This is a genomic window from Rhodococcus sp. Leaf225, assembly GCF_001426145.1.
Classification (GTDB): domain Bacteria; phylum Actinomycetota; class Actinomycetes; order Mycobacteriales; family Mycobacteriaceae; genus Rhodococcoides.
The window spans coordinates 114851-139955 of sequence record NZ_LMRN01000007.1; the positions used below are offsets into that span (position 1 = coordinate 114851).

Genomic DNA, 25105 nt, shown 5'->3' on the forward strand with positions numbered 1-25105 from the left:
GACGCTGGGCCGAATATCGAGGATGCCGCGTCCGCTTGGCTGAACCCACCGACCCGGCACGAAGACCCGACACCGAGGACCGACATGGACGCCGTCACCGCAGTACCCACCCCCCTGAACGAGCCGGTGCACACGTACGCACCCGGCAGCGCCGAGCGAGCGCGGCTCACGCACCATCTGGATCGACTCGCCGCCACGCCCACCGAGATCACCCAGGTCATCGGTGGAGTCCACCGCGACGCGACGGGCCCACGCGAGCACGTCGTGCAACCGCATCGGCACGCGTCCGTCATCGGATCGTTCGCGAATGCCACCCACCAGGACGTGCGCGACGCCATCGACGCGGCGACCGCCGCCGCACCTGCGTGGCGATCGCTGCCCTTCGACGAGCGCGCCGCAGTCTTCCTCCGCGCCGCCGATCTCCTCGCCGGGCCGTGGCGCGAGACCATCGCGGCTGCCACCATGCTGGGGCAGTCGAAGAGCGCGTACCAGGCCGAGATCGACGCACCCTGCGAGCTGATCGACTTCTGGCGCTTCAACGTCTCGTTCGCCCGACAGATCATGGCCGAACAACCGATCTCCGCGCCCGGCGTCTGGAACCGCGTCGAATACCGCCCCCTCGAGGGCTTCGTCTACGCCATCACCCCGTTCAACTTCACCGCCATCGCGGGAAACCTCCCCACGGCGCCGGCGCTCATGGGCAACACCGTGCTGTGGAAGCCGTCGCCCACCCAGGCCGTCGCCGCGTACCTGACGATGCAGCTTCTCGAGGCCGCCGGACTGCCCCCCGGCGTCATCAACCTCGTGCTCGGTGACGGACCCCTCGTCTCCGAGGTCGCACTCGCCGATCGTCGTCTCGCCGGCATCCACTTCACCGGCTCCACACCGACGTTCCAGCGGCTGTGGCGCGAGGTGGGCGAGAACATCGCCGGCTACGACACCTACCCGCGACTGGTCGGTGAGACCGGTGGCAAGGACTTCGTCGTCGCCCACAGTTCCGCCGACCCGGACGTGCTCACCACGGCGCTGATCCGCGGTGCCTTCGACTTCCAGGGTCAGAAGTGCTCCGCGGCGTCGAGGGCCTTCGTGCCGTCGTCGGTGTGGAAGAGGATGGGGGACAAGCTCGTCGACACCGCGTCGTCGCTGCGTTACGGCGACGTCACCGATCTGTCGAACTTCGGTGGGGCGGTCATCGACCGGAAGGCCTTCGACCGCAACGCGGCTGCACTCGAGCGCGCGAAGTCCACCCCGGGCATCACCATCGCCGCCGGCGGCACCTGCGACGATTCCGTCGGCTACTTCGTGGACCCGACGATCCTGCTCGGTGACGACGCGGGCGACGAGGCGTTCCACACCGAGTACTTCGGCCCGATCCTCGCCGTGCACGTCTACGACGACTCGAAGCCCGATGCGTTCGAGAACACGCTCGCCATGGTCGACAGCGGGTCGAAGTACGCCCTGACCGGATCGATCATCGCCGACGATCGCGCCGCCGTCACGCAGGCCACCGAGGCCCTGCGCTTCGCCGCCGGCAACTTCTACGTCAACGACAAGCCGACCGGCGCCGTCGTCGGACAGCAGCCGTTCGGCGGTGCTCGCGCGTCGGGCACCAACGACAAGGCCGGATCACCGCAGAACCTGCTCCGGTGGGCCTCCGCGCGCACCATCAAGGAGACTTTCGTGCCGGCCGTGGACCACACCTACCCGCACCAGGGAGTCTGACCGATGGCCACCAACCCGCTCCGCCCCGTCCTCCTCGCCGCCGGGCGATCGCGCCGCCTCGAACGCGTCGTCGCGCGGTCCGTCCTGACCAGGTCGCTCGTCGAACGCTTCATCGCCGGGAGCACCGAACCGGAGGTGGTCGGTGCCGTCGCCGACCTGCTCGGGTCCGGCCGCGTCGTCAGCGTCGATCACCTGGGTGAGGACACCACCGACGCGGCGCAGGCCACCGCGACCGTCGACGCGTATCTGTCCCTACTGCAGGCATACTCACGCCTCCACACCCCACAGCCTCCAGCTTCCCCGTCCAATTCCGGCCGGCCTCCGGCCTTCCCGCTGGAGATCTCGCTGAAGCTCTCGGCGCTCGGACAGTCGCTCCCCGACGACGGCCACGCCGTGGCCCTCGCCAACGCCCACAAGGTGTGCGCCGCCGCGGACGCCGCGGGAGTGTGGGTCACCGTCGACGCCGAGGACCACACCACCACCGACTCGACTCTCGCGATCGTGCGGGAGCTCCGCAAGGACTTCCCGACTCTCGGCACCGTCCTGCAGGCGTACCTGCACCGCACCGAACAGGACTGCCGCGAGCTCTCCGGTCCCGGATCACGAATCCGGTTGTGCAAGGGCGCATATCGCGAACCGGCCAGTGTGGCCTTCCAGAAGAAGGCGGACGTGGACGCCTCGTACGAGCGGTGCCTGCGGGTGCTCATGGAGGGGGAGGGTTACCCCATGGTGGCGTCTCACGATCCCCGCATGATCGAGGCGGCGCGACGAGACGCGGCCGAACTGGGACGTGGACCGGACGACATGGAGTACCAGATGCTCTACGGCATCCGCGACGGTGAGCAGACACGCCTGGTGTCGGAGGGGTACCGCGTCCGCGTGTACGTGCCCTTCGGTACGCAGTGGTACGGGTACTTCATGCGGCGGTTGGCGGAGCGTCCGGCGAACCTGACGTTCTTCCTCCGGTCACTGCTGACCCGCTCCTGACCCCTCGCCGCGCGCGCGATTCGCGCGTCCGTCGAAGCTCCCGTCCCGGCACCCCTCGCCGAGGGCGGGAGTGAAGACGGTGTCACCGCAGGTGCGGCAGTGGTGCGTGCGATGGTGACCGATGCCGCACGAGCACGACCTGGCTCCCACGAGAACCGAACGCGCTTGCAGCACATGACCGTTACCGCAGGTGGCCGGTGCCTCCTCGTGCCAGACCCCGTTCATCAGGTGCAGTCGGCGCCGACGGTTCATCACGGACGTCTCCTCGGGAATCACACGTCACGAGGGAAGGTCTGACGTCGGGTGGTGCAGTGACACCCACCCTACACGGGTGTCGAACACATGTTCGACTTCGAGTGGATCCGATCCGGGACGGAATCAGACGAGCGCGACGCGGGCCACGGCGCCCGAGGTGGGGAACGGTGATCCGCCCGCGGGTTCCACGGTCACCGAGAGTGCGGTGGCGCCGTCGACGGGCACGGATGCAGGCTGGGAGAGGTCGTCGGCATCCATCGTCCCGACGGACACGGGCGAGCCCTCGATGAGCCAGACCTGGTAGACCGATCCGGCGGGAGGCGCTGCGACATCCGTCATGCGGAGCACGGCGCGCTCGTCACCGGGGGTGTACTGCACGCTCATGGTGCCGCCTCCGGCCACCGGGGATTCGAGCGGTGCCGCGACGGTCGCGGTGGGAGCCGACGGAGTCGCGTTCTGCTGCACGGCCACCGCCCCGCCCACACCGACGACCACCGTAGCGGCGGCCGCCATCGCGGCGATGCGCCATCCGCGTCGGCGGCTGGGACGAAGGGGGAGGACTGTCGCGCCGTCGGGGTCGACCTGCGCCGTGTCCTCCACGGCCCCCAGGATGCGGACCCGGAGATCGGCGGGGGCGGGAGTGCGTGTCGCGTCCGACGTCACGGCCATCGTCTCGCGGACGTCACGCACGATCGCGTCGAACCTCCGCCTGGTGTGGGCGTCCGTGTCGTCGAGGCGAGTCATGGTCTCGTACTGCTCCGAGGCTGCCATGGCGTCGAGGGCACACAGGTACGCGAGCTCGAGAAGGTCCCGATCCGGCAGCTGCACGGGTCGTTCGGGCGAACCGTGATCGCTCATCTCGGGCTGCCTCCATGCGTGTGGTCGGTGGGTCAGTAAGAGTGGGCGAAAAGTACCCCCGTCACATCCACGGCCGTGCTCTCCTGGCTGATACACCGGGTATTCGGTGCGCTCGCCGCACCGGATGGGCGGAGGGCGTCAGCTCGGTCCGCCCTCGTCGACCAGTCGCGGCCGCAGGTGCTCGAAGATCAGTGTGGTCTCGGTCGCGGCCACCGACGGATGAGCACTGAGGTTCTGGACGACGAAGTCCCTCAGGTGCGCAGAGTCCGTCATCGCGACGTGGATCAGGTAGTCGTCGGCACCGGCGATGAAGTAGACGTCGAGCACCTCGGGGAACGTCGTGAAGGACTCCGCGAACTCGCCCAGGTGGCGCCGGGCACCCGCCAGCAGCCGCACCGCGATCATGGCCTGCAGGCCCTGTCCCAGTGCCGCCGGATCGATGTCGGCGTGGAAACCGCGGACGACCCCGCGCTCGACCAGTGAACGGACGCGTCCCAGACACGTCGACGGGGCGATCCCGGCGCGAACGGCCAGGGTGTTGTTGGGGATGCGGGCGTCGTTCGCCAGTTCACGCAGGATGACGCGATCGATGCGGTCCAGAGATGCCGCCCGAAGATTGTTCGGTCGCACCGCGGCGGACAGACCCGTATTCGACGATTCGATGTCCATGAGGCCAGTCTACGAAATTATCGTCACTTCGATTGCGGCTCGGTCGAACGAAGTTCACGATTATCGGACATGACGAGTCATCCGGTAGAGGCGAAGGGCGCACCATGAGAATCGGCATACCTCGGGAACTGAAGAATCACGAGTACCGGGTGGCGGCGAGCCCGGCGGGAGTGCACGACATGGTCGTGCACGGTCATCGCGTCGTCGTCGAGACCGAGGCGGGCGCGGGATCGTCGTTCTCGGACAACGACTTCAAGGCTGCCGGCGCGGAGATCTCGAACTCGGCCGACGAGGTGTGGGCGCGGGCCGAGTTGCTGCTCAAGGTGAAGGAGCCGATCGAGGCCGAATACCACCGGCTGCGGTCGGGCCAGGTCCTGTTCACCTATCTCCATCTCGCCGCGTCGGCCGCATGCACCGATGCCCTCGTCGCGTCCGGCACCACGGCGATCGCCTACGAGACGGTGACCGGCGCGGGCGGCAGTATGCCGTTGCTCGCACCGATGAGCGAGGTCGCCGGCCGGCTCGCGACCCAGGCCGGGGCGTATCACCTGATGGCGCAGACGGGCGGCCGCGGCGTGCTGATGGGCGGCGTTCCGGGAGTGAGTCCGGCCAAGGTGGTGGTGATCGGCGGTGGGGTGTCGGGATCCAACGCCGTGGCGATGGCACACGGGCTCGGTGCGGACGTGACGGTGTTCGACCTCGACATCGCCAAGCTGCGAACCATCGACGCGCAGTACCGCGGCCAGGTCAAGACCGTGGTGTCGAACAGGTGGGAGCTCGAGCAGGCCGTCGTGGCCGCCGACCTCGTCATCGGGGCGGTCCTCGTCCCGGGTGCCAAGGCCCCGACGGTGGTGTCCAACGCACTGGTCGCACGGATGAAGGCGGGGTCCGTGCTCGTCGACATCGCCATCGATCAGGGCGGGTGTTTCGAGGACTCGCGTCCCACCACGCACGACGATCCCACCTTCCCGGTGCACGATTCGATCTTCTACTGCGTGGCCAACATGCCGGGCTCGGTTCCCCGCACGTCGACGCAGGCGCTGACCAACGCGACGCTCCCGTTCGTTCTCGCTCTCGCCGACCAGGGCTGGGAGCAGGCGTGCGCCACCGTTCCCGGGCTCGCAGACGGTCTCAGCGTGCACGCCGGCAACCTGCTGTCGGACACCGTGAGAACGGCGCTGGGTCGCTAGAGTCGGCCGGTATGACTGTCATCGAGGTCGACACCGGAACAGATCGCATCGAGGCGACACTCGAGATCCCCTCAGGGGAGGGGCCCTGGCCCGCCGTCGTGATCGTGCACGACGTGTTCGGCATGACCGACGACATCAGGTCCATCGCCCGGCGCTTCGCCGACCAGGGCTACGTCGCGTTGGTGCCGGATCTCTACGCCCGCGGTGGTCGCGCCAAGTGTGTGACAGGAGTGTTCCGGTCGCTTCTCGCGCGCTCGGGCCGGGCGGTGGACGACCTGCTGGCGTGCCGCGACACCCTCACCGCGCGCGCCGACACCACCGGCGCGGTGGGCATCGTCGGGTTCTGCATGGGTGGAGGCTTCGCTCTGGCGCTGGCGCCCCGGGGGTTCGAGGCGAGCGCGCCGTTCTACGGCATCCTGCCCCGGCACATCGAGTCGGCCCTCGACGGCACGTGCCCGATGGTCGCGAGTTTCGGCAAGCGCGATCCGATGCTGCCGGGCGCGGGCCCGAAGCTCGAGAAGGTGTTGCAGGACAAGGGCGTTGCCCACGACGTCGTGACCTATCCCGGTGCCGGCCACAGTTTCGCGAACGACTTCGGATCGGGTCCGGGTGCACTGGTCATGCGCGTCACCGGATTCGGCTATCAGCACGAGCAGGCCGAGGACGCCTTCGCTCGGGTCTTCACCTTCTTCGGCGAGCACGTCCGGTCGCGCTGACGCCCACGAGGCTCAGCGGCCGACGGCCGGACCCTGCAGCGCCCCGCGCACCTCGCCCGTCTTGGGCTCGACCGCGCCGCGACTCTTGACCCAGCGGCTCGGCAGCTTGCCCACCAGTTCGCCGAGCGGATTCACCGCCGCGGCGAGGACGTCCACGGTGTCCTGCAGAATCTCCACGCTGACGCTCATGCGCTCGAGGTTGGGCGCCAGCGAACTCAGCGACTCGGCGACGGTCACGAGCTGATCCAGCGGACCGTTGCGTGCCGTCAGCCGCTGGATCGCGCCTTCCTCACCGAGCAGCGTCTCGACGAGCCCGCCCTTGGCGAGGGCGTTGTCGATGACCCCGTTCTCACGGGTCAGCGCCTCGATCACGCCGCCCTCCTTGGTCAGGAGTTCGACAGGGCCGTCCTTCGCGGTGAGGCGCTCGATGGGTCCGTCGACGGCCGTGAGTCGATCGAGCAGACCGCCCTCGGCGAGGAGGCGATCCAGCGCACCGTCCTCCGCGAGGACTCGGGTGAGGGGGCCGTCGTCCGCCAGGATGCGTTCGAGAGGACCGCCGGGCTCGAGCAGTCGATCGAGGGTGCCGCCCTTGCTCGTCAACCTGTCGACGGCGCCACCGGGCTCGAGCAGTCGGTCCAGCGGGCCACCGGGCCGCAGCGCGTGACCCAGTGCGCGGTCGTCGGAGGTGAGCTCGGCCAACTGTCCGAGAAGCTGCAGCGGGCCGCTCCGAGGATTGGCCAGGGTGATGGCGTCGAGTGACCCGGAAGCGCCTGCGGCCAGCGCCATCCGGGTGGTCGCGACGGCCGACTCGGCCACCCCGACCGCCGACTCGGCGACAGCCAATCCGACACGCACCGGCAGTGTGACCGCGGACACCCAGTTCATGGGGTCACTCTAACCCGCGGCGGGAAGGCCGGAGGCCGGTCGGGACGGGACGGCGGGAAGGCCGGAGGCCGGTCGGGACGGGACGGCGGGACGGCCGGGGGGCGCGGTCAGTGGGCGAGCTTGAGTCCGATGACGCACCCGACGAGCCCTGCGATGAGGGCGATGCGGATCGGCGTCGCGGACTCGGTGCCGGACACCATCGCGTAGACGACGGTGAGCGAGGCGCCGATGCCCACCCACACCGCGTAGGCGGTGCCGGTCGGGATGGTCCGCATGGCGAAGGCGAGACCGCCCATGCTGACGACGAGCGCCGTACCGAAGACGATGGTGGCGACGGGCTTCGTGAAGCCCTCGGACTTGCCGAGTGCGGTGGCCCAGACGGCCTCGAACACGCCCGACAACACCAGAATGATCCATGCCATGAGTAGTCGACTCTCCTGGCACCGTCTTGTCGCTGGCCGGGTACGGTGCGCTCGTCCGGGTCTGTGTCGCAGTCTGTCCTCCACGGTAGCAAAGCGGACACGACGCCGGATCGGGGCTCACAGGAACCTCACAGCGACACCCCGGGCAGGAACCAGCAACGCCGGACACCATGGCACTCGTGAGCGAGAATTCCGTCATGACGACTCCCCGACCGCAGACCACCGCCGAGGCGAAGGTACTGGTGGTCGACGACGAGCCGACCATCGTCGAACTGCTGTCGGTCAGTCTGAAGTTCCAGGGTTTCGAGGTCCGCACGGCGCTGGGTGGGCCCGCGGCTCTGGACGTCGCCCGGACCTTCCGGCCGGACGCGTTGATCCTGGACGTGATGATGCCCGACATGGACGGCTTCGGGCTGCTCCGCCGACTGCGCGCCGACGGCATCGACGCGCCCGCACTGTTCCTCACGGCACGGGACTCGGTGGAGGACAAGGTGACCGGTCTGACCATGGGTGCGGACGACTACGTCACCAAGCCGTTCAGCCTCGAGGAGGTGGTGGCGCGCCTGCGCGTGATCCTGCGCCGGTCGGTGCGCGGTCCGGAGGCGCAGCCGTCACGCCTGACGTTCGCCGACATCGAGCTCGACGACGACACCCACGAGGTGTGGAAGGCGGGCGAACCCGTCTCGTTGTCCCCGACGGAGTTCACGCTCCTGCGCTACCTCATGGTCAATTCCGGGACGGTGCTGTCCAAGCCCCGGATCCTGGACCACGTGTGGCACTACGACTTCGGGGGTGAGGTCGGTGTCGTGGAGTCCTACGTGTCGTACCTGCGCAGGAAGGTCGACACGACGGAACCCCGGCTGATCCACACACTGCGAGGCGTCGGCTACGTCCTGCGGGAACCGCGACGGTGAAGCGGCACCTACGCGCCGTCCCGCTCCGCGTCACCCTGGTGTCGGTGCTGCTGCTTCTCGTCGCCCTCGGTCTCGTCGGTTCGGGTGTGGCCGTGACCTCGGCACTGCAGAACACGCTGACCCAACGTGTCGACGAACAGCTCATGGAGGCGGCGTCCGGCTGGGCCAGGCCTCGTGGGGAGCGGTTCGTCGGACCTCCCCCGGAGGAGGCGAACCCACAGCGTCCGCCCACGGCGTTCTACGTCCGCTCGGTGGCGGCGGACGGCACCGTGCGTACTCCCGTGAACGATGTCGGGGACGATCAGCCGGATCTGACCGGCGTCCTGACCGCCACGCCGACCACTGTCGGATCGGTCGGCGATCCCGACGATTCGTGGCGCACGGTGACCGTCTCGAACGGGGACGGCCAGACGACGGTCGCGATTCCGCTGGCGGGCAACGAGGCCATCGTCTCCAGGCTCGTGACTCTGCAACTGTCCATCGGTCTCGGAGTGCTGGCGGTGCTGGGTGTCGCCGCGTACTTCCTGGTACGCCGGAGCCTGCGGCCGCTGCAGGAGGTGGAGGTGACTGCCGCGGCCATCGCGTCCGGGGATCTGCATCGACGCGTTCCCGAGCGGAACGAACGCACCGAGGTGGGGCGACTGTCCGCGGCACTCAACGGAATGCTCGCCCAGATCCAGCACGCCTTCGCTGCGACGGAGGCGTCCGAGAACGCGGCGCGCGAGTCCGAGAACGCGGCACGTGCGTCGGAGGACCGGATGCGCCGTTTCGTGGCCGACGCCTCCCACGAGCTCCGGACCCCGCTGACGACGATCCGCGGCTTCGCCGAGCTCTACCGGCAGGGGGCCATGACCGACACCGAGTTGCTGATGACCCGTATCGGGGGAGAGTCGGCGCGGATGGGTCTGCTCGTCGAAGATCTGCTGATGTTGGCGCGGCTGGACGCCCAGCGTCCGCTCGATCGGAGCCCCGTGGACCTCCTCGTGATCGCAGCGGACGCGGTGCACGATGCGGCCGCCACGGCTCCGGAACGAGCCGTGAGTCTGCAGGTGCTCGAGGGCAGCGGCGTGCCGGAGGTGCTGGGGGACGATGCGCGTCTGCGCCAGGTGCTCGGCAACCTGGTGGGCAACGCGCTCCGGCACACCCAGCCGACGGCGTCGATCACCGTGGCGGTCGGAACCGTCGGTGAGACAGCAGTTCTGGAGGTTCGTGACACCGGGCCGGGACTCACCGAGGACGATGCCGAGCGCGTCTTCGAGCGGTTCTATCGGGCGGATCGTTCGCGCACGAGAGAGAGCGGCGGGAGTGGTCTGGGTCTGTCGATCGTGTCCGCGCTGGTCGCGGCCCACAGCGGTCGGGTCTCGGTGGCGAGCGCGCCCGGCCGGGGTGCGACGTTCCGCGTGGAGCTGCCCCTGGCGGGCCGGCGTCCGGGTGGACGGGTGGAGTCAGCCGGAGACGAGCCCCTCGACCAGGACGACGGCGATGAGGAGCATGACCACACCGATCAGGACGTCGAGCACACGCCACGCGACGGGTCTGGCGAAGATCGGCGTCATGAATCGCGCGCCGAATCCGAGGGCCGTGAACCAGACGATGCTGCCCAGTGTCGCGCCGAGGGCGAACCACCAGCGCGCTGACCCGGTCTCGCGATTGGCGACGGAGCCGAGGAAGACGACGGTGTCGAGGTAGACGTGCGGGTTGAGCCACGTCAGTGCCAGGCAGGTGAGGACCGCGGACCGCAGCGACACACTCGCTCCGTTCCCGCCGACGGTCAGACTCGTCGGGCGCAGTGCCCGTCGGAAGGCCATGAGTCCGTACACGGTGAGGAAGACGGCGCCGGCGACCGTGACGACGGTGACAGCCGTCGGGTAGGTCTCGACGACCACGCCGATGCCCGAGACTCCCGCGAGGATGAGGACCGCGTCGGACAGAGCGCACACCAGGACGACGGCCAGCACGTGCTGTCGTGCGATGCCCTGACGGAGAACGAAGGCGTTCTGTGCGCCGATCGCGACGATGAGGGAGAGGCCGACACCGAAGCCGACGAACAGGGAGGACATGACCGGAACGCTAGGTCGAACCCGACGATGTAGTCCAGCTCATGTTTTTCAGGACTGATGAGCGTAGCTTCACATCATGCAGTCGGACCAGCTCGAGGCTCTGCGTGCCGTCGTCGACGACGGCACGTTCGAAGCCGCTGCGCGGTCGCTGCACATCACACCGTCGGCGGTGAGTCAGCGCATCAAAGCGCTGGAACTGCGGGTCGGTGCCGTTCTCGTCTCGCGCACGAAGCCCGTGATGCCGACCGAGTCGGGCGTCGTGCTGCTCCGGCTCGCCCGGCAGATCCAGACTCTGACCGACGGCGCCGTGCGGGAGTTGCGCACCGCGGACGACGTCGCTCGGGTGTCGCTGGCCGTCAACTCGGATTCCCTGGCCACGTGGGTGTTGCCGGCGCTCGCGCCACTGGCGGGCTCCGTGATCCTCGACATCCATCGAGAGGATCAGGACCACACCGCCGAACTGCTCCGCGGTGGAACGGTGACAGCGGCGATCACGTCCGTGGACACACCTGTCCGCGGCTGTACCTCGACCAGGCTCGGCTCGATGCGGTACCGCCCCTGCGCGTCTCCGTCGTTCGTGACTCGATTCCTGGACGACGGCGTCACTCCGGACGCCCTGGCCCGAGCCCACGTCGTGGTGTTCGACGAGAAGGACGCGCTGCAGGATCGCTACCTCTCGCGACACGGCGTGTCCGCGTCGGTGCCGCCGCGACACCTGGTGCCGTCGTCCACCGAGTACGCGCGTGCCGTGCATCTGGGCTTCGGCTGGGGCATGCTGCCGGACCAGCAGCGCGGCGGACTCGACGTCGTCGAACTCGACGACACCGTGATCGACGTGGCGCTTCACTGGCAGCAATGGACGCTGTCGTCGCCGGCGCTCGACACGGTGGCCGCGGCGATCGTCGGAGCCGCGCGGGCGGTTCTCGGACGACCGATCAGCGACGGGGGACGTGCTGCCCGTGGCCGAGTGCCGTGAGCGCTGCGGTGATCTTCTCCTGCGCCTCGTCCAACGACTCGGGCGACGGGGAGGTGTCGGCGCCGGAGATGTCGAAGTCCGCCATATCGAAGGCCGGGAACACGTGCAGATGCAGGTGCGGCACCTCGAGACCGGCGATCAGCAGACCCGCCCGAGGGGCGTCGAACGCCGACCGGACGGCCTTGCCGACGGTCTGAGCGACAGACGTGAGCGAGCCGAAGGTCGTGGGATCGACGTCCTGCCACTGATCGATCTCGGCTCGCGGGACGATCAGGGTGTGACCCTGCGTGACCGGGGCGATGGTGAGGAACCCGACGACGTCGTCGTCCTCCCACACGAAGCGGCCCGGGATGTCGCCGGCGATGATTGCGCTGAACACGGATGCCATGGGCCGACTCTATTCGTCGGCTCCGCATCGGCTCCCGGGTACTTCCCGGGTTCGCCCCGGGTCGGTCCCGGGGCGGCGCACGAGTGTTCGGTGCATGACAACCAACTCAGTGGTGGAGCGGGAAGGCCGGAGGCCGGCCGGTGACGGGCGGGAAGGCCGGAGGCCGGCCGGTGACGGGCGGGAAGGCCGTGGGCCCGGGCGCGGGCGGGAGCCGGGGCCGGGTGGGGGTGCGGCGCGGACGGTGACCGTCGAGCTCGTGGTGCCCGTGTACAACGAGGAGGCCGCGCTCGAAGCCTGTGTCCGCAGGCTGCACGCCTTCCTGCGGGCCGACGTTCCCTGGTCGACGGTGATCACCGTCGCCGACAACGCGAGCACGGACGCGACACGGTCGATCGCCGAGCGCCTCGCCCGGGAGCTCGACGGTGTCTCGGTGCGACATCTGGACGACAAGGGTCGCGGTCGCGCGCTCAAGGCGGCGTGGACGGAGTCGGAGGCCGACATCGTCGCGTACATGGACGTCGACCTGTCGACGGATCTCGGTGCACTCGTGCCCCTCCTGGCTCCGCTGGCATCGGGCCATTCCGATCTCGCGATCGGGTCCCGGCTCGCCTCGTCCTCGCGGGTGGTGCGAGGGGCGAAGCGAGAGTTCATCTCCCGCACCTACAACGTCCTCCTTCGCACGGGTCTGCGGACCAGATTCTCCGACGCTCAGTGCGGGTTCAAGGCCGCGCGCACCGAGATCGTCCGGGAACTGCTTCCGCTGATCGAGGACACCGGGTGGTTCTTCGACACCGAACTGCTCGTCCTCGCGGAGCGTGTCGGTCTCCGCATTCACGAGGTGCCCGTCGACTGGGTCGACGATCCCGACTCGAGCGTGGACATCGTCGACACCGCACTGGCCGATCTGAAGGGCTGCTGGCGCGTCGGGCGTGCGCTCGCGACCGGCGCCCTCCCGATCGCGGACCTGCGTCTCAGCCTGGGTCGTGGACCCCTGTCGTCCACCGCCTCCACCGCCGAGGTCTCCGAACTGAGGGGAGTGCCCGTCGGCATGATCGGTCAACTGGTGCGGTTCGCGCTCGTCGGCGTCGCCAGCACTGTTGCCTACGCGGTGCTGTACCTGATCCTGCACACGATCCTCGGCGCGCAGGGCGCCAACTTCGTCGCGCTCCTCGTCACCGCAGTGCTGAACACCGCCGCCAACAGAGCCTTCACATTCGGGGTCCGAGGCTCCGACGGGGCTGCGGCGCATCATCTTCAGGGTCTCGCGGTGTTCGCCTTCGGGTGGCTCGTCACCGCCGGTTCTCTCGTCGCCCTGCACGAGTGGGCTCCGGGTGCGTCCAAGCACGTCGAGCTCCTCGTTCTCGTTCTCGCCAACCTGGTCGCCACCGTGACGCGCTTCGTCGCGCTGCGCTGGGTCTTCCGGGCCGCATCCTCCGCCCGCCATCGTCAGATGGAGTCCACCTCGTGACCACCCTCCTCACCGCCCCGGAAGATCACGTGCACGACGGGGCTCCGCGCCCGGTCCGTACTCGTTGGGAACCATGGGCCGCTGCGGCCCTGATCCTGGGAACTGCTGTCGCCTACCTCGTGAACCTGAGCAGCAACGGATGGGCCAACTCCTTCTACTCCGCTGCGGTGCAGGCGGGTTCGCAGTCCTGGGAGGCGTTCTTCTTCGGCTCCTCCGATGCCGCGAACTCCATCACCGTCGACAAGCCGCCGATGTCGCTGTGGCTCATGGAACTGTCCGTCCGGGTGTTCGGGCTGAACTCGTGGGCGATCCTCGTGCCGCAGGTCCTGCTGGGTGTCGCCTCCGTGACGCTGCTGTGGCGCACCGTACGGCGACAGTGGGGACCGGCCGCCGGACTGCTCGCAGGACTGGTTCTCGCGCTGACTCCCGTGGCGGCACTGATGTTCCGTTTCAACAACCCCGATGCGCTGCTGGTGCTGCTCATGATCGCGGCGGTGTGGGCGATGATGCGGGCTGTCGAGACCGGTCACACCCGGTGGCTCGTGGTCGTCGGCACGATGGTCGGACTCGGCTTCCTCACCAAGCAGCTGCAGGTCATGCTGGTGGTTCCCCCACTGGCGATGACGTACCTCCTGGCCGGGCCCGTGTCGATGCGACGGCGCATCCTGCAGTTGTGTGCGGCGCTGGGCGCGATGATCGTGTCGGCCGGATGGTGGATCGCCGTCGTGGAACTCTGGCCGGCGTCGTCGCGGCCGTGGATCGGTGGGTCGCAGAACAACTCGATCCTCGAACTGACGCTGGGATACAACGGTCTCGGTCGGCTCAACGGTGAGGAGACCGGTTCGGTCACTCCCGGCGGCGGCGGTGGTGGCGGCGGAATGTGGGGGGAGACGGGCATCCTGCGGATGTTCGACGCCTCGCAGGGCGGTCAGATCGCCTGGCTCGTTCCCGCTGCGCTGATTCTGGGAATCGCGGCGATCGTGCTGCGCGGCAGGGCTCCTCGTACCGACCAGCGGCGCGCTGCGCTGATCGTCTGGGGACTGTGGCTCCTGGTCGCCGGGCTGACGTTCAGCTTCATGGCCGGCATCTTCCACTCGTACTACACCGTGGCGCTGGCGCCGGCGGTCGCGGCGCTGGTGGGCATGGGCAGCGTGGCGCTCTGGCGGGTCCGCGAGCGCCTCGTCGCACGCATCGTTCTCGCCGCGACGGTGGTCGCGACCGTGGTGACGTCCTGGATCCTGTTGTCCCGCAGCGCATCCTTCGTTCCGTGGCTGAAGGTCGTCGTCGTGCTGGTCGGTGTGCTCGCGGTCGTGGGGCTGCTCGTTCCGCGGCTGACTCGCGGCAGGCTCGCCGCGGTCACGGTTCTGGCGGCGGTGATCGCGGGACTCGCAGGACCGACCGCCTACGCCGCGAACACCATCGCGACACCGCATCAGGGCTCCATCGTCACGGCCGGGCCGAACACCGGTGGCGGCTTCGGGCGTGGCGGCATGGACGGCGGGCGCGGCATGCGCGACGGCGGTGCCGGCCGGATGCCCGCCGGGGGACAGGCGCCGACGGGTGCGCCCGGTCAGCTCCCGGGTGGCGCCGCGCAGATGCCGGGTGGCGCGGACGGTGGCGGCGGCATGGGCGGGTTGCTCGATGGCAGTACTCCGAGCGCCGAGATGGTCGCCCTGCTCGAGGAGAACTCGGACTCGTACACCTGGGTCGCCGCGGCGATCGGGTCCAATGCCGCGTCGGGCTACCAGTTGGCGACCGAGGACCCGGTCATGCCGATCGGTGGTTTCAACGGCAGCGATCCCTCCCCGACGCTGGCCGAGTTCCAGCAGCACGTCGCCGACGGTGAGATCCACTGGTTCATCGCGGGCGGCGGTATGGGAGGCGGTGCGTCCGGTACCTCGGCGGAGATCAGCGAGTGGGTCACCGCGACCTTCACCGCCCAGACCGTGGACGGCGTGACGCTGTACGACCTCACCGCCTGACCCGGATCCGGTGCAGTGAACCGTGCTGACCACGGTCCACTGCACCGGATCTCACATCAGCGAAGTTCTCCGGCGATGTCGGCCGAGGCGAGCATCAGCACCAGCGCGGGCACGACGGTGCGTGCGGCGAGCCGGTAGTCGCCCCGGCCGTGCTGCTCGACGATCCGCGCCGAGGTGAGGGTCTTCAGATGGTGATAGAGCTGACCGACGGACGACAGTCCCACCGCCGCCTGTAGATCGGCGGCGACTGCTGGACCGCGCAACAGTGCGCGGACCACGGCGAGCCTCACGGGGTGGCCGAGCGCCGCCAGCACCTCGACCGCCCGGTCGGGAGGAAGATCGAGCACGGCGTCGGGCACGTACTCGATGGACCAGGTGACGTCGCCGGCCAGATGGACGTCACCCGAGTAGGACACGAGGCCCCCGGTGGACGCCGCCGTCTGTCGGGGGTCCCCCTCGAGCGCCGCGACCCGAGCCTCCAGGGCTGCGACGCGTGCCTCCAGCTCGCTCACGAGATGCAGGCTAGCCGCCCCACTGTCGCCGGATCCGCCGCGGCCTCGAGGAGCAGCGTCTGATGCTGGGTCAGGTTCGTCGTCGCGGACTCGTACTCGGCTGCGGTCAGACCATGGTTCAGCCACACCACCACGGCGGGGGCGCCGTCCGCGCGGCGGAACTCGAAGCCGTGCGTGAGAACTCCGGGCAGATTCCCGCCCTTGAACCCCATGGCCACGAACCCGGCGTTCGCAGGCGGGTCCTGCCATTCGAGGTGGCGCCTGACGGTGCCGACCCCCGAGCCGTAGGAACCGTCGGCGACGGCGGTGTGGAATCGCGCGAGCTCGGCGGCCGTCCCGGTCGGGCCGAACCGATCGAAGTACCTGAGGAGTTCCGTCTCGTCGTGCGGTCGCGCAGTCGTTCCGTATGTCGCGCGGAAGTCGGCGTCGAACGCGAACCGCTGTGCGAGCGACCACAGATCGTCCGTGTCGACGGTCGCGTCGAGGGCGCCGAGCGTGACGCCGACGAGGGTGGGTGGTGTGAAGTCGCTCCACCCGCCCGCTGCGGCCGCGTCCCGCAACGCGTCGTCGCCGAGCCGGTACCGGAGGTAGTCGGGCACTCCGTTGTCGCTCTCACGCACCATCGCGGTGACCATGTCGTCGAGCCGCACCGTCGCGGCCGGATCCGTCGGCGATGTTCCGTCGTTCGCGATGCCGAGGCGATTCAGAGCCGCGATGTGGGCACCGCCGTCCGTGCCGGGTGCGTACCACCGCTGCCAGTCGGCGACAGGGATGCGTTCGTCCGGGTCCAGCGTGCCGTCGGCCACGGCGCGGGCGTAGGCACCGAGGTGTACGACCTTCACGGCGGAGGCGAGGGGGTGCGGCGTGTCCGCGTCGTGCTCGGCGGTGTGTCCGAGCCCGTCGTCCACCGCGAAGGACACCGATTCCGGGTGCTCGGCGGCGAAGCCGATCCAGCCGTCGGGTGTGGTCATGTCCGCAACGGGGGCCGGTGCGCACGTCGTGGTGGACGTCGGCTCGGCCGTGCTCGGCGGTGCGGACGAGCACCCGGCCAGCAGAATCGACGCCGCGGTCACGGCGGTGAGAGTGCGCATCATCGGTTCTCCTCGAGTCGCATCGTTCGGCTATTCCGTAATTCCGGAATTACCATAGCGCGAACGGGTGCGCTGGTCCAGAGGTCGTGGCCAGTACGCTGCTCTCGTGCGAGTACTCGTCATCGGTTCCGGAGCCCGTGAACATGCCCTGCTGATCGCCCTGGCGGCGGACCCCGAGGTGAGCGCGGTGATGTGCGCACCCGGCAACGCCGGCATCGAGACCGTCGCCCAGACGTACCCCGTCGACGTCGCCTCCGGGGAGGCCGTCGTGTCGCTCGCTCGCGAGCGCGGCGCCGATCTGGTCGTCATCGGCCCCGAGGTACCGCTGGTGCTCGGCGTCGCCGACGCGGTGCGCGAGGCCGGGATCGCCTGCTTCGGTCCGTCCGCCGCCGCCGCCCGGATCGAGGGTTCCAAGGCGTTCGCGAAGGACGTCATGGCGTCGGCCGGGGTCCGCACCGCGACCAGCGAGGTGGTGGACACGCCGGCACTGCTCGATGCCGCCCTCAACCGCTTCGGGCCGACGTGGGTGGTGAAGGACGACGGACTGGCCGCGGGCAAGGGAGTCGTCGTCACGCAGGACCGCCTCACCGCGCGCGCTCACGCCGCCGAGCTCCTCGAACTCGGCCATCCCGTGTTGCTCGAATCGTTCCTGTCCGGCCCGGAGGTGTCGCTGTTCTGTCTCGTCGACGGCGAGACCGTGGTGCCGCTCCTGCCCGCTCAGGACCACAAGCGCGTCGGAGACGGCGACACCGGGCCCAACACCGGCGGGATGGGCGCCTACACACCGTTGCCGTGGTTGCCCGACTCGATGGTCCAGCGCATCGTCGACGAGGTGGTCGCGCCCGTGGCAGCGGAGATGGTGGCACGGGGTTGCCCGTTCACCGGCCTGCTCTACGCGGGCCTCGCGGTGGACGGTGAGGGCCCCGCGGTCATCGAATTCAACTGTCGCTTCGGTGATCCCGAGACCCAGGCCGTGCTCGCACTGCTCGACTCACCGCTCGGTGCGGCGCTGTACGCGGCATCCACCGGAACATTGGCGGACCTGCCGCCGCTGCAGTGGAAGCAGGGTTCGGCGGTCACCGTCGTGCTCGCCGCCGAGAACTATCCCGGCCGACCGCGCACCGGAGACGCCATCACCGGCGCCGAGAACCCCGGCGTGCTGCACGCGGGGACGGCGCACGGCAGGAACGGTGGCCTCGTGTCGGCCGGGGGCCGCGTGCTCAGCGTCGTCGGCACCGGGGCCGATCTCGCCGCCGCCCGCACCGAGGCGTACGACATCATGGCGCGAGTGTCGTTGACCGGCGGCCACTTCCGCACCGACATCGGACTCTCGGCCGTCGAGGGCCGGATCTCGATCCCCTCCTGACGATGGTCGAGGAATCCGCGCGCTCGCGTATCGAGCCGTTCCGCGTCATGGACGTGTTCGCCGCTGCGGCGCGCCGCCAGGAGACTCACGGCGACGTCGTGTCCCTCGCGGCCGGACAGCCGTCCACGCGTGCGCCCGGGCCGGTCCTCGCTGCCATGCGCACGGCGCTCGACGACGACGTGATCGGCTACTCCGAGACGTTGGGTACCGCGCGGCTGAGGGCGACGATCGCCGCCTACCTGTCGACGCGATCGCAGGTCGTCATCGAGGCCGAGGACGTCGTGGTGACCACCGGGTCGTCGGGTGCGTTCACATTGCTGTTCCTCGCGGCGTTCGACGCCGGCGACACCGTGGTGATGGCGCGACCCGGTTATCCCGCGTATCGCAACACGTTGTCCGCGTTGGGGTGTCGCGTAATCGAGCTGGACTGCGGCGAGGACGTGCGCTTCCAGCCGACGGTCGCGATGCTCGATGCGCTCCCCGAACCTCCGAAGGGACTGATCATCGCCAGTCCGGCCAATCCGACCGGCACGATCATCGATCCCGACGAGTTGGCCGCGCTCGCGCGATGGTGCGACGAGCACGGCACGCTGCTGATCTCCGACGAGATCTACCACGGCATCTCCTACGGCGACGTCGAGTGCCGGAGCGCTCGGGAGTTCTCGGACGGCGCCGTCTCGATCGGATCGGTCTCGAAGTACTTCTCCATGACCGGCTGGCGTCTCGGCTGGATGGTGCTCCCGCGTTCGCTCACCCGAGCGGTCCAGCGGCTGGCCTCGAACATGACGGTGTGTCCGCCGACCGTCTCGCAGCTCGCCGCGGTCGCCGCCTTCACGGACGAGTCCCTCGCCGAGTTGGACGGTCACGTGCGGCGGTACGCCCGCAACCGCGAGGAACTGCTCGGCGGTCTCCGTGACGCCGGTATCACCCGGCTCGCTCCCGCGGACGGCGCCTTCTACGCGTACGCCGACATCGGGCACCTGACGGACGATTCGTTCCGATGGTGCGCCGACACCCTGAACGAGACCGGAGTGGCCGTCGTCCCGGGTGCGGACTTCGACACGGTGCACGGTCACCACACGGTGCGCTTCTCCTTCGCCGGTGCGACCGAGGACATCACCGAGGCGCTGCGTCGGCTCACCCCGCGACTGCGGTAGTGGGCTGCGCCCCCGTGCGCCTTTCGCGCATCCAGGGATACGCAAAAGGCGCACGGGGGAGAAGCGCCGGTGGCAGCATGTGTACGCATGTCGACCGGCTCCGCTCCCCGCTCGACGCCCAAGGGTCGGCGTCGGCGCGAGGCCCTCATCTCGGCCGCAGCGGATCTTCTGCTGGCCGGAGGGTACGACGCCGTGCGGCACCGGAGCGTCGCGGCGAGGGCCAGGCTTCCGCTGGCGTCCACGACCTACTACTTCGACTCCCTGGACGACCTCGTCACGCACGCCGCGGAACTGAACGGGGTCCGTGAGATCGCGATGATCCGCGACCGGATGACCGCATTCGCGCCGGCTGCGTTGGACACCGCGGACACGGTGGACCTGGTGGTGGACCTGCTCGTGGGTCCGGACGACGGCGACGAGGTCCGGCGGGACCTGATGGTGGCGCGCTACGAGCGGGTGCTGGCTGCGGCGCGGCATCCGCAGCTGCAGGAACTGCACTGCCGGCTGCGTGGTGAGCTGGAGGACATGCTGTCCGACGTGCTGTCCGCCGCGGGTCGGCCCACCGACCGTGACCACGTCCGCCCGCTCCTGGCCCTCGTCGACGGTGTCGTGATGGGCGCGTTGGGGGAGAACGGGGCGGACCTGCGGTCACGCGTGCGGGACGTCCTGCTGGATGCGGTGGACCGTCACGCGCCGTTGTCGCGGGAAGTCCGGAGGACGGTCGCGCAGTAGAGGCGCAGTCCGGGGGACGGTCGCGCAGTGAGGGGACCGTAAACTGGCCGCTCGTGAGCCGTATCCCGAATGTCCTCGCCCACCGTTACGCCAGTCCCGACATGGCCCGTCTGTGGTCACCCGAGCACAAGATCGTGCTCGAGCGTCAGCTGTGGATCGCCGTGCTGCGAGCGCAGGCCGATCTCGGTGTCGACGTCCCGGCGGAGGCCATCGCGGACTACGAGCGAGTGGCCGACCGGGTCGATCTCGAGTCGATCGCGGATCGAGAGCGGGTCACTCGTCACGACGTGAAGGCGCGGATCGAGGAGTTCAACGCCCTTGCCGGCCACGAGCACGTGCACAAGGGTCTGACCAGCCGCGATCTGACGGAGAACGTCGAGCAGCTGCAGATCCTGCGGTCGATGGAACACGTGTACGGGCACGGCGTGGCTGTCGCGGCGCGTCTGGCCGAGCGCGCGGCCGAGTACACCGAGGTGGTCATGGCCGGCCGCAGCCACAACGTCGCGGCGCAGGCCACGACGCTGGGCAAGCGGTTCGCGTCGGCTGCCGACGAGTTGATGGTGGCGTCGACCCGGCTCCGGGAGCTGATCGACCGGTACCCGCTGCGCGGCATCAAGGGTCCGATGGGGACGGCCCAGGACATGCTCGATCTGCTCGGCGGCGACGCCGACAAGCTCGAGACCCTCGAACGCGCAGTGGCGCAGCATCTCGGTTTCGCCCACGTCTTCACGAGTGTCGGCCAGGTCTACCCTCGTTCCCTCGACCACGACGTGGTGTCGGCGCTGGTGCAGGTGGGTGCGGCGCAGTCCTCCTTCGCCCACACGGTGCGCCTGATGGCCGGACACGAGCTGGTGACCGAGGGTTTCCAGCCGGGTCAGGTGGGCTCGTCGGCCATGCCGCACAAGATGAACACCCGGTCCTGCGAACGCGTCAACGGCCTGCAGGTGATTCTGCGCGGCTACGGGTCCATGGCCGCGGAGCTGGCCGGCGCACAGTGGAACGAGGGCGACGTCTTCTGTTCCGTCGTGCGTCGTGTCGCGCTGCCGGACGCATTCTTCGCCATCGACGGGATGATGGAGACCTTCCTGACCGTGCTCGCAGAGTTCGGTGCCTATCCCGCGGTGATCGCCCGCGAGCTCGATCGCTATCTGCCCTTCCTGGCGACGACCAAGGTGCTCATGGCCGCCGTACGTGCGGGAGTCGGTCGGGAAACAGCCCACGAGGCCATCAAGGAGCATGCCGTGGCCGTCGCTCTCGCGATGCGGGAGCAGGGGAGGGAACCGGACCTCCTCGACCGACTCGCGGCCGACGAGCGGTTGCCGCTCGACCGCGCGGCACTCGACACGGCGCTGGCGGATCGGTCGGCGTTCATCGGCGCCGCGCACGCGCAGGTCGCTGCGGTCGTCGCCGCGGTGCAGACACTGGTCGACGCGAACCCGGAGGCGGCTCGGTACACACCGGCTCCCATTCTGTGATGTGAACCGTGACGACGGGGCGGTCTCCCGGTGGAAGTGACGGCCGTCAGACCCTACGGTTCGTCATGTGAGCAAAGTTGTCGTCATCGGAACGGGTTATCTGGGCGCCACGCACGCTGCGTGCATGGCCGAGATCGGACACGACGTCCTCGGGGTCGATGTCGACCCGAGCAAGCTGGCCAAGCTCGAGGCGGGGGAGGTGCCCTTCTGGGAGCCCGGCCTCGAGGAAGTGTTGCAGCGCAACATCGCAGCGGGCCGCCTGCGCTTCACCGCGTCGTACGCGGACGCTGCAGCGTTCGGTGACATCTTCTTCCTCGCGGTGGGCACGCCGCAGAAGAAGGGCGAGTACGCCGCCGACGTGACGTTCGTGAACTCGGTGGTGGAGAACCTCGCACCGCTGATCACCGGACCCGCTGTCCTCTTCGGCAAGTCCACGGTCCCCGTGGGCACGGCGGAGCGACTCGGCACGATGGCCCACGCGCTCTCGCCGGCAGGCGAGGACCTCGAGGTGGCCTGGAACCCGGAGTTCCTGCGCGAGGGTCACGCCGTGGAGGACACGCTGCACCCGGACCGGCTGGTGCTCGGGGTCGACCGGAACCGTCCTCGGCGCGCGGAGGAGGTCGCGCGCGAGGTCTACGCGCCCCTGCTCGCCGAGGGGATCCCCTTCATCGTGACCGATCTGGCCACCGCCGAATTGGTCAAGACGTCGGCCAACGCATTTCTCGCGACGAAGATCTCGTTCATCAACGCTATTTCCGAGGTCTGTGACGCGGCAGGCGCCGATATCACCGTTCTGGCCGATGCAATCGGTCACGACGATCGAATCGGACGCAAATTTCTCAACGCCGGGATCGGTTTCGGTGGCGGTTGCCTGCCCAAGGACATTCGCGCATTCATGGCCCGTGCCGGTGAGTTGGGAGCCGACCAGGCGCTGACCTTCCTGCGCGAGGTCGACAACATCAACATGCGTCGGCGTACAGGCATGGTCGACGTCGTCCGTGACACTGTCGGCACCCTCCTGGGGGCGCAGGTGGCGGTGCTCGGTGCCGCCTTCAAGCCCGATTCCGACGACGTCCGGGATTCGCCGGCTCTCAATGTCGCTGGGCAACTGCAACTTCAGGGTGCCGGTGTGACCGTGTACGACCCGAAGGCCAACGACAACTCGCGCGCGCTGTTCCCCACGCTGGGGTACGCGAGCTCTGCGCTGGAGGCGTGCGCGAAGGCCGACGTGGTACTCGTGCTCACCGAATGGCGTGAATTCCGCGAGCTGGTTCCCGCCGATCTGGAGGGCGTGGTGCGGGAACGCAGAATCATCGACGGACGCAATTGCCTCGACGTGAATGTGTGGCGTTCTGCCGGGTGGCACTATCGCGGTCTCGGACGACCCTGAGTCCGACGAAACGACAGTCGACAACGCCATTGATACACTCCTGCCGAATATCGGTCCGAGAACGAGCAGAGGATTGTCGTGTCGAATGAGCTCGGTGGAACCACGACGGCACGGCGACGGCGAGTCCCGATCTGGGTGTGGATCGTGGCCGTCGTCCTCCTGGCCCTGGTCGCGTGGTTCGGGTGGACCGTCTACACGGCGTACAAGGGGCTGAGCTCCGCCCGTGACGATGCACTCGCGGCACGGTCGGCGATCCTGGCCGGCAACGCGGACGAGGGTCGTGAGCGCGTCGCGGACGCGACCGCCGCGTCGACAGATGCGCTGGATGCGACCGAGTCGCCCATCTGGAAGGCCGTCGCCGCCATTCCGGGTGTGGGCTCCCCTCTCGATGTCGTGGGTCCGCTCACCGGACTCGTCCACGACCTCACGACCGAGGTCCTGCAGCCCGCGGTCGACGTCGGTGCGGTGCTGAACCCGAGTGAACTGCGCGCCGACGACGGCACGATCGATCTGGGTGCGCTGCGCGAGGCGTCGCCGACCCTCGAGCAGGTGTCCGCCTCGGCGACCGCACTGAACCAGCGCGCGGAGTCCATCGACACCGACAGTTATCTACCGCAGGTCACCGAGGCCGGTGATTCGCTGAAGGCGCAGTTGGACGATCTGTCCGGGCTGCTCACCAACACCAGCCTGGCGTCGAAGATCCTCCCGGACATGCTCGGCGAGAACTCACCCAAGAGCTACTTCCTGGCGTTCCAGACCAATGCCGAGTCGCGCGGTACCGGCGGGCTCATGGGTGGATTCGCCATCATCGACGCGGACCGGGGCAAGATCTCGCTCGACGCACTGGCGAAGAACAGCGAGCTCGGTGCCCTCTACGACCCGATCGATCTGGGGCCCGACTTCGCCAAGGCGTACGGCAACCAGTACAACGCGACGGCCAACTGGCAGAACGCGAATGTGAGTCCTCACTTCCCGTACACGGGGGAGATCCTCCGGTCGATCTGGCAGCAGGAGTCCGGTCAGTCCGTCGACGGTGTGCTGGCGACCGACCCGGTCGCGCTGAGTTACATCCTCGGCGTGGTCGGCCCGGTGACTCTCGCCGACGGCGAGCAGGTCACGTCGGACAACGTGGTGAACCTGACGCAGTCGGAGGCGTACTTCCGCTTCGCCGACGACAACCTCGCGCGCAAGGACTACCTGCAGCAGATCGCGGCACGCGTCTTCTCCAAGGTGGAGGGCAAAATCAACGATCCTGCGGGACTTCTCGACGCCATCGGACGTGGCGTCAGCGAGGGCCACACCGCCGTCTGGAGCGCGGACCCCGCGATCCAGAGTGTGCTCTCCGGAACCAAGATCGCGCACGAGGTGCCGGACGATCCCGCGCCGTACGCCGCGCTGGTGGTCAACAACGGCGCCGGTGGCAAGCTCGACTACTACCTCGAGCGAGACATCACCTACACCGCGACGTCCTGCGAGGGGGACACCCGGACGACCCAGATCACCGCCTCCGTGACCAACACGGCTCCGCCGCAGGAGTACCCGACGTACATCGCCGGACGTCAGAACGAGACGACCGCGTACGAGGGTCCCCCCGGAACCAATCGATCGGTGGTGTCGGTCTTCACGACGACGGGATCGACGCTGACGAAGGCGTCGATCGATGGGCAGCAGGTGTTCGTGCTCACCGGGCAGGAACGGGGCCATCCGTTCTTCTACACGCCGTTCGTCGTCGAGCCGGGGCAGACCAAGACCCTCGTCCTCGACCTCGTGGAGCCGACGGCGCCGGGTGCTGCGCGGGTGCCGCTCCAGCCTGCGACGCTCCCCGGCACCGCCACCGTCGACGTGCCGGACTGCTCGGGATCCTGACGCGGCTCTCGTGAGATCGTGACG

Annotated in this window: 22 protein-coding genes, 1 pseudogene and 1 riboswitch; of the genes and pseudogenes, 15 read left to right on the forward strand and 8 right to left on the reverse strand. The window is 69.0% G+C overall.

Annotated elements, in window-relative coordinates:
* The first annotated feature begins 84 nt into the window (after positions 1–84).
* Positions 85–1722: an L-glutamate gamma-semialdehyde dehydrogenase gene (gene pruA, locus ASG69_RS00660; RefSeq protein ID WP_056446617.1), complete on the forward strand. Its 1638-nt coding sequence runs from the start codon at positions 85–87 to the stop codon at positions 1720–1722.
* A 3-nt stretch (positions 1723–1725) separates the two neighbouring features.
* Positions 1726–2709, forward strand: a complete 984-nt coding sequence (locus ASG69_RS00665) for a proline dehydrogenase family protein (RefSeq protein WP_056446620.1) — start codon at positions 1726–1728, stop codon at positions 2707–2709.
* A gap of 378 nt (positions 2710–3087) precedes the next feature.
* Here the strand turns inward: ASG69_RS00665 and ASG69_RS00675 are convergent, their stop codons facing one another.
* Together ASG69_RS00675 and ASG69_RS00680 are read right to left on the reverse strand one after the other, a co-directional pair.
* Positions 3088–3822, reverse strand: a complete 735-nt coding sequence (locus ASG69_RS00675) for an anti-sigma factor (RefSeq protein WP_056446626.1) — start codon at positions 3820–3822, stop codon at positions 3088–3090.
* Between the two features lie 138 nt (positions 3823–3960).
* On the reverse strand, positions 3961–4491 hold the full coding sequence (locus tag ASG69_RS00680; RefSeq protein WP_056446629.1) for an Lrp/AsnC family transcriptional regulator: 531 nt from the start codon (positions 4489–4491) through the stop codon (positions 3961–3963).
* A 104-nt stretch (positions 4492–4595) separates the two neighbouring features.
* Here ASG69_RS00680 and ald point away from each other — a divergent pair, with 104 nt between their 5' ends.
* Together ald and ASG69_RS00690 are read left to right on the forward strand one after the other, a co-directional pair.
* Entirely contained in the window at positions 4596–5681 is a 1086-nt protein-coding gene (ald, locus tag ASG69_RS00685) for an alanine dehydrogenase (protein ID WP_056446632.1), read from the forward strand.
* A gap of 11 nt (positions 5682–5692) precedes the next feature.
* Positions 5693–6397 (forward strand): dienelactone hydrolase family protein, encoded by a 705-nt coding sequence (locus ASG69_RS00690; protein WP_056446635.1) that lies wholly within the window; start codon positions 5693–5695, stop codon positions 6395–6397.
* A gap of 12 nt (positions 6398–6409) precedes the next feature.
* Here the strand turns inward: ASG69_RS00690 and ASG69_RS00695 are convergent, their stop codons facing one another.
* Positions 6410–7282, reverse strand: coding sequence for a hypothetical protein (locus tag ASG69_RS00695; protein ID WP_051612993.1), 873 nt, complete (start codon positions 7280–7282; stop codon positions 6410–6412).
* 107 nt (positions 7283–7389) lie between these two features.
* Complete coding sequence (locus ASG69_RS00700; protein ID WP_027504331.1) at positions 7390–7704, reverse strand: DMT family transporter; 315 nt, start codon at positions 7702–7704, stop codon at positions 7390–7392.
* A gap of 15 nt (positions 7705–7719) precedes the next feature.
* Positions 7720–7783, reverse strand: a riboswitch (guanidine-III (ykkC-III) riboswitch).
* 118 nt (positions 7784–7901) lie between these two features.
* On the opposite strand from ASG69_RS00700, the gene ASG69_RS00705 reads away from it, so the two are divergent.
* Together ASG69_RS00705 and ASG69_RS00710 are read left to right on the forward strand one after the other, a co-directional pair.
* Positions 7902–8618 (forward strand): response regulator transcription factor, encoded by a 717-nt coding sequence (locus tag ASG69_RS00705; protein WP_027504330.1) that lies wholly within the window; start codon positions 7902–7904, stop codon positions 8616–8618.
* A complete protein-coding gene (locus tag ASG69_RS00710; protein WP_321163724.1) occupies positions 8615–10255 on the forward strand; it encodes a sensor histidine kinase in 1641 nt (546 codons plus the stop codon). Before ASG69_RS00705 ends, ASG69_RS00710 begins: the two co-directional genes overlap by 4 nt.
* Here the strand turns inward: ASG69_RS00710 and ASG69_RS21995 are convergent.
* Positions 10145–10678, reverse strand: a pseudogene (locus ASG69_RS21995) (LysE/ArgO family amino acid transporter); the annotation flags it as partial. The gene ASG69_RS00710 and the pseudogene ASG69_RS21995 overlap by 111 nt on opposite strands.
* A gap of 76 nt (positions 10679–10754) precedes the next feature.
* On the opposite strand from ASG69_RS21995, the gene ASG69_RS00720 reads away from it, so the two are divergent.
* Complete coding sequence (locus ASG69_RS00720; protein WP_056446641.1) at positions 10755–11654, forward strand: LysR family transcriptional regulator ArgP; 900 nt, start codon at positions 10755–10757, stop codon at positions 11652–11654.
* Here the strand turns inward: ASG69_RS00720 and ASG69_RS00725 are convergent.
* Positions 11614–12042 carry an HIT family protein gene (locus tag ASG69_RS00725; protein ID WP_027504327.1) on the reverse strand — a complete coding sequence of 143 codons (429 nt, stop codon included), beginning with the start codon at positions 12040–12042 and terminating at the stop codon, positions 11614–11616. The two genes, ASG69_RS00720 and ASG69_RS00725, sit on opposite strands and share 41 nt — an antisense overlap.
* A 94-nt stretch (positions 12043–12136) precedes the next feature.
* On the opposite strand from ASG69_RS00725, the gene ASG69_RS00730 reads away from it, so the two are divergent.
* Positions 12137–13510 (forward strand): bifunctional glycosyltransferase family 2/GtrA family protein, encoded by a 1374-nt coding sequence (locus ASG69_RS00730; RefSeq protein WP_082544578.1) that lies wholly within the window; start codon positions 12137–12139, stop codon positions 13508–13510.
* Positions 13507–15492, forward strand: a complete 1986-nt coding sequence (locus ASG69_RS00735) for a glycosyltransferase family 39 protein (protein WP_414891772.1) — start codon at positions 13507–13509, stop codon at positions 15490–15492. Before ASG69_RS00730 ends, ASG69_RS00735 begins: the two co-directional genes overlap by 4 nt.
* Positions 15493–15548: 56 nt before the next feature.
* Here ASG69_RS00735 and ASG69_RS22985 read toward each other — a convergent pair whose 3' ends face one another.
* Together ASG69_RS22985 and ASG69_RS22990 are read right to left on the reverse strand one after the other, a co-directional pair.
* Positions 15549–16004 carry an ArsR/SmtB family transcription factor gene (locus tag ASG69_RS22985; RefSeq protein ID WP_056446646.1) on the reverse strand — a complete coding sequence of 152 codons (456 nt, stop codon included), beginning with the start codon at positions 16002–16004 and terminating at the stop codon, positions 15549–15551.
* Positions 16001–17098 carry a serine hydrolase gene (locus ASG69_RS22990; protein ID WP_156380403.1) on the reverse strand — a complete coding sequence of 366 codons (1098 nt, stop codon included), beginning with the start codon at positions 17096–17098 and terminating at the stop codon, positions 16001–16003. Before ASG69_RS22990 ends, ASG69_RS22985 begins: the two co-directional genes overlap by 4 nt.
* A gap of 103 nt (positions 17099–17201) precedes the next feature.
* Here ASG69_RS22990 and purD point away from each other — a divergent pair, with 103 nt between their 5' ends.
* The 6 genes from purD (at position 17202) to ASG69_RS00775 (ending at position 25081) form a co-directional block, all read left to right on the forward strand.
* Positions 17202–18461, forward strand: coding sequence for a phosphoribosylamine--glycine ligase (gene purD / locus ASG69_RS00750; RefSeq protein ID WP_056446650.1), 1260 nt, complete (start codon positions 17202–17204; stop codon positions 18459–18461).
* A 2-nt stretch (positions 18462–18463) separates the two neighbouring features.
* The gene (locus ASG69_RS00755; protein WP_056446653.1) at positions 18464–19618 is read left to right on the forward strand and encodes a pyridoxal phosphate-dependent aminotransferase; all 1155 of its coding nucleotides are present in this window, start codon (positions 18464–18466) and stop codon (positions 19616–19618) included.
* An 87-nt stretch (positions 19619–19705) separates the two neighbouring features.
* Positions 19706–20350, forward strand: a complete 645-nt coding sequence (locus ASG69_RS00760) for a TetR/AcrR family transcriptional regulator (protein ID WP_027504321.1) — start codon at positions 19706–19708, stop codon at positions 20348–20350.
* Positions 20351–20403: 53 nt separating this feature from the next.
* The gene (gene purB / locus ASG69_RS00765) at positions 20404–21825 is read left to right on the forward strand and encodes an adenylosuccinate lyase (protein WP_056446656.1); all 1422 of its coding nucleotides are present in this window, start codon (positions 20404–20406) and stop codon (positions 21823–21825) included.
* A 67-nt stretch (positions 21826–21892) separates the two neighbouring features.
* The gene (locus ASG69_RS00770) at positions 21893–23215 is read left to right on the forward strand and encodes a UDP-glucose dehydrogenase family protein (protein WP_082544579.1); all 1323 of its coding nucleotides are present in this window, start codon (positions 21893–21895) and stop codon (positions 23213–23215) included.
* Between the two features lie 78 nt (positions 23216–23293).
* Entirely contained in the window at positions 23294–25081 is a 1788-nt protein-coding gene (locus ASG69_RS00775; RefSeq protein WP_056446666.1) for a DUF4012 domain-containing protein, read from the forward strand.
* Positions 25082–25105: the final 24 nt, after the last annotated feature.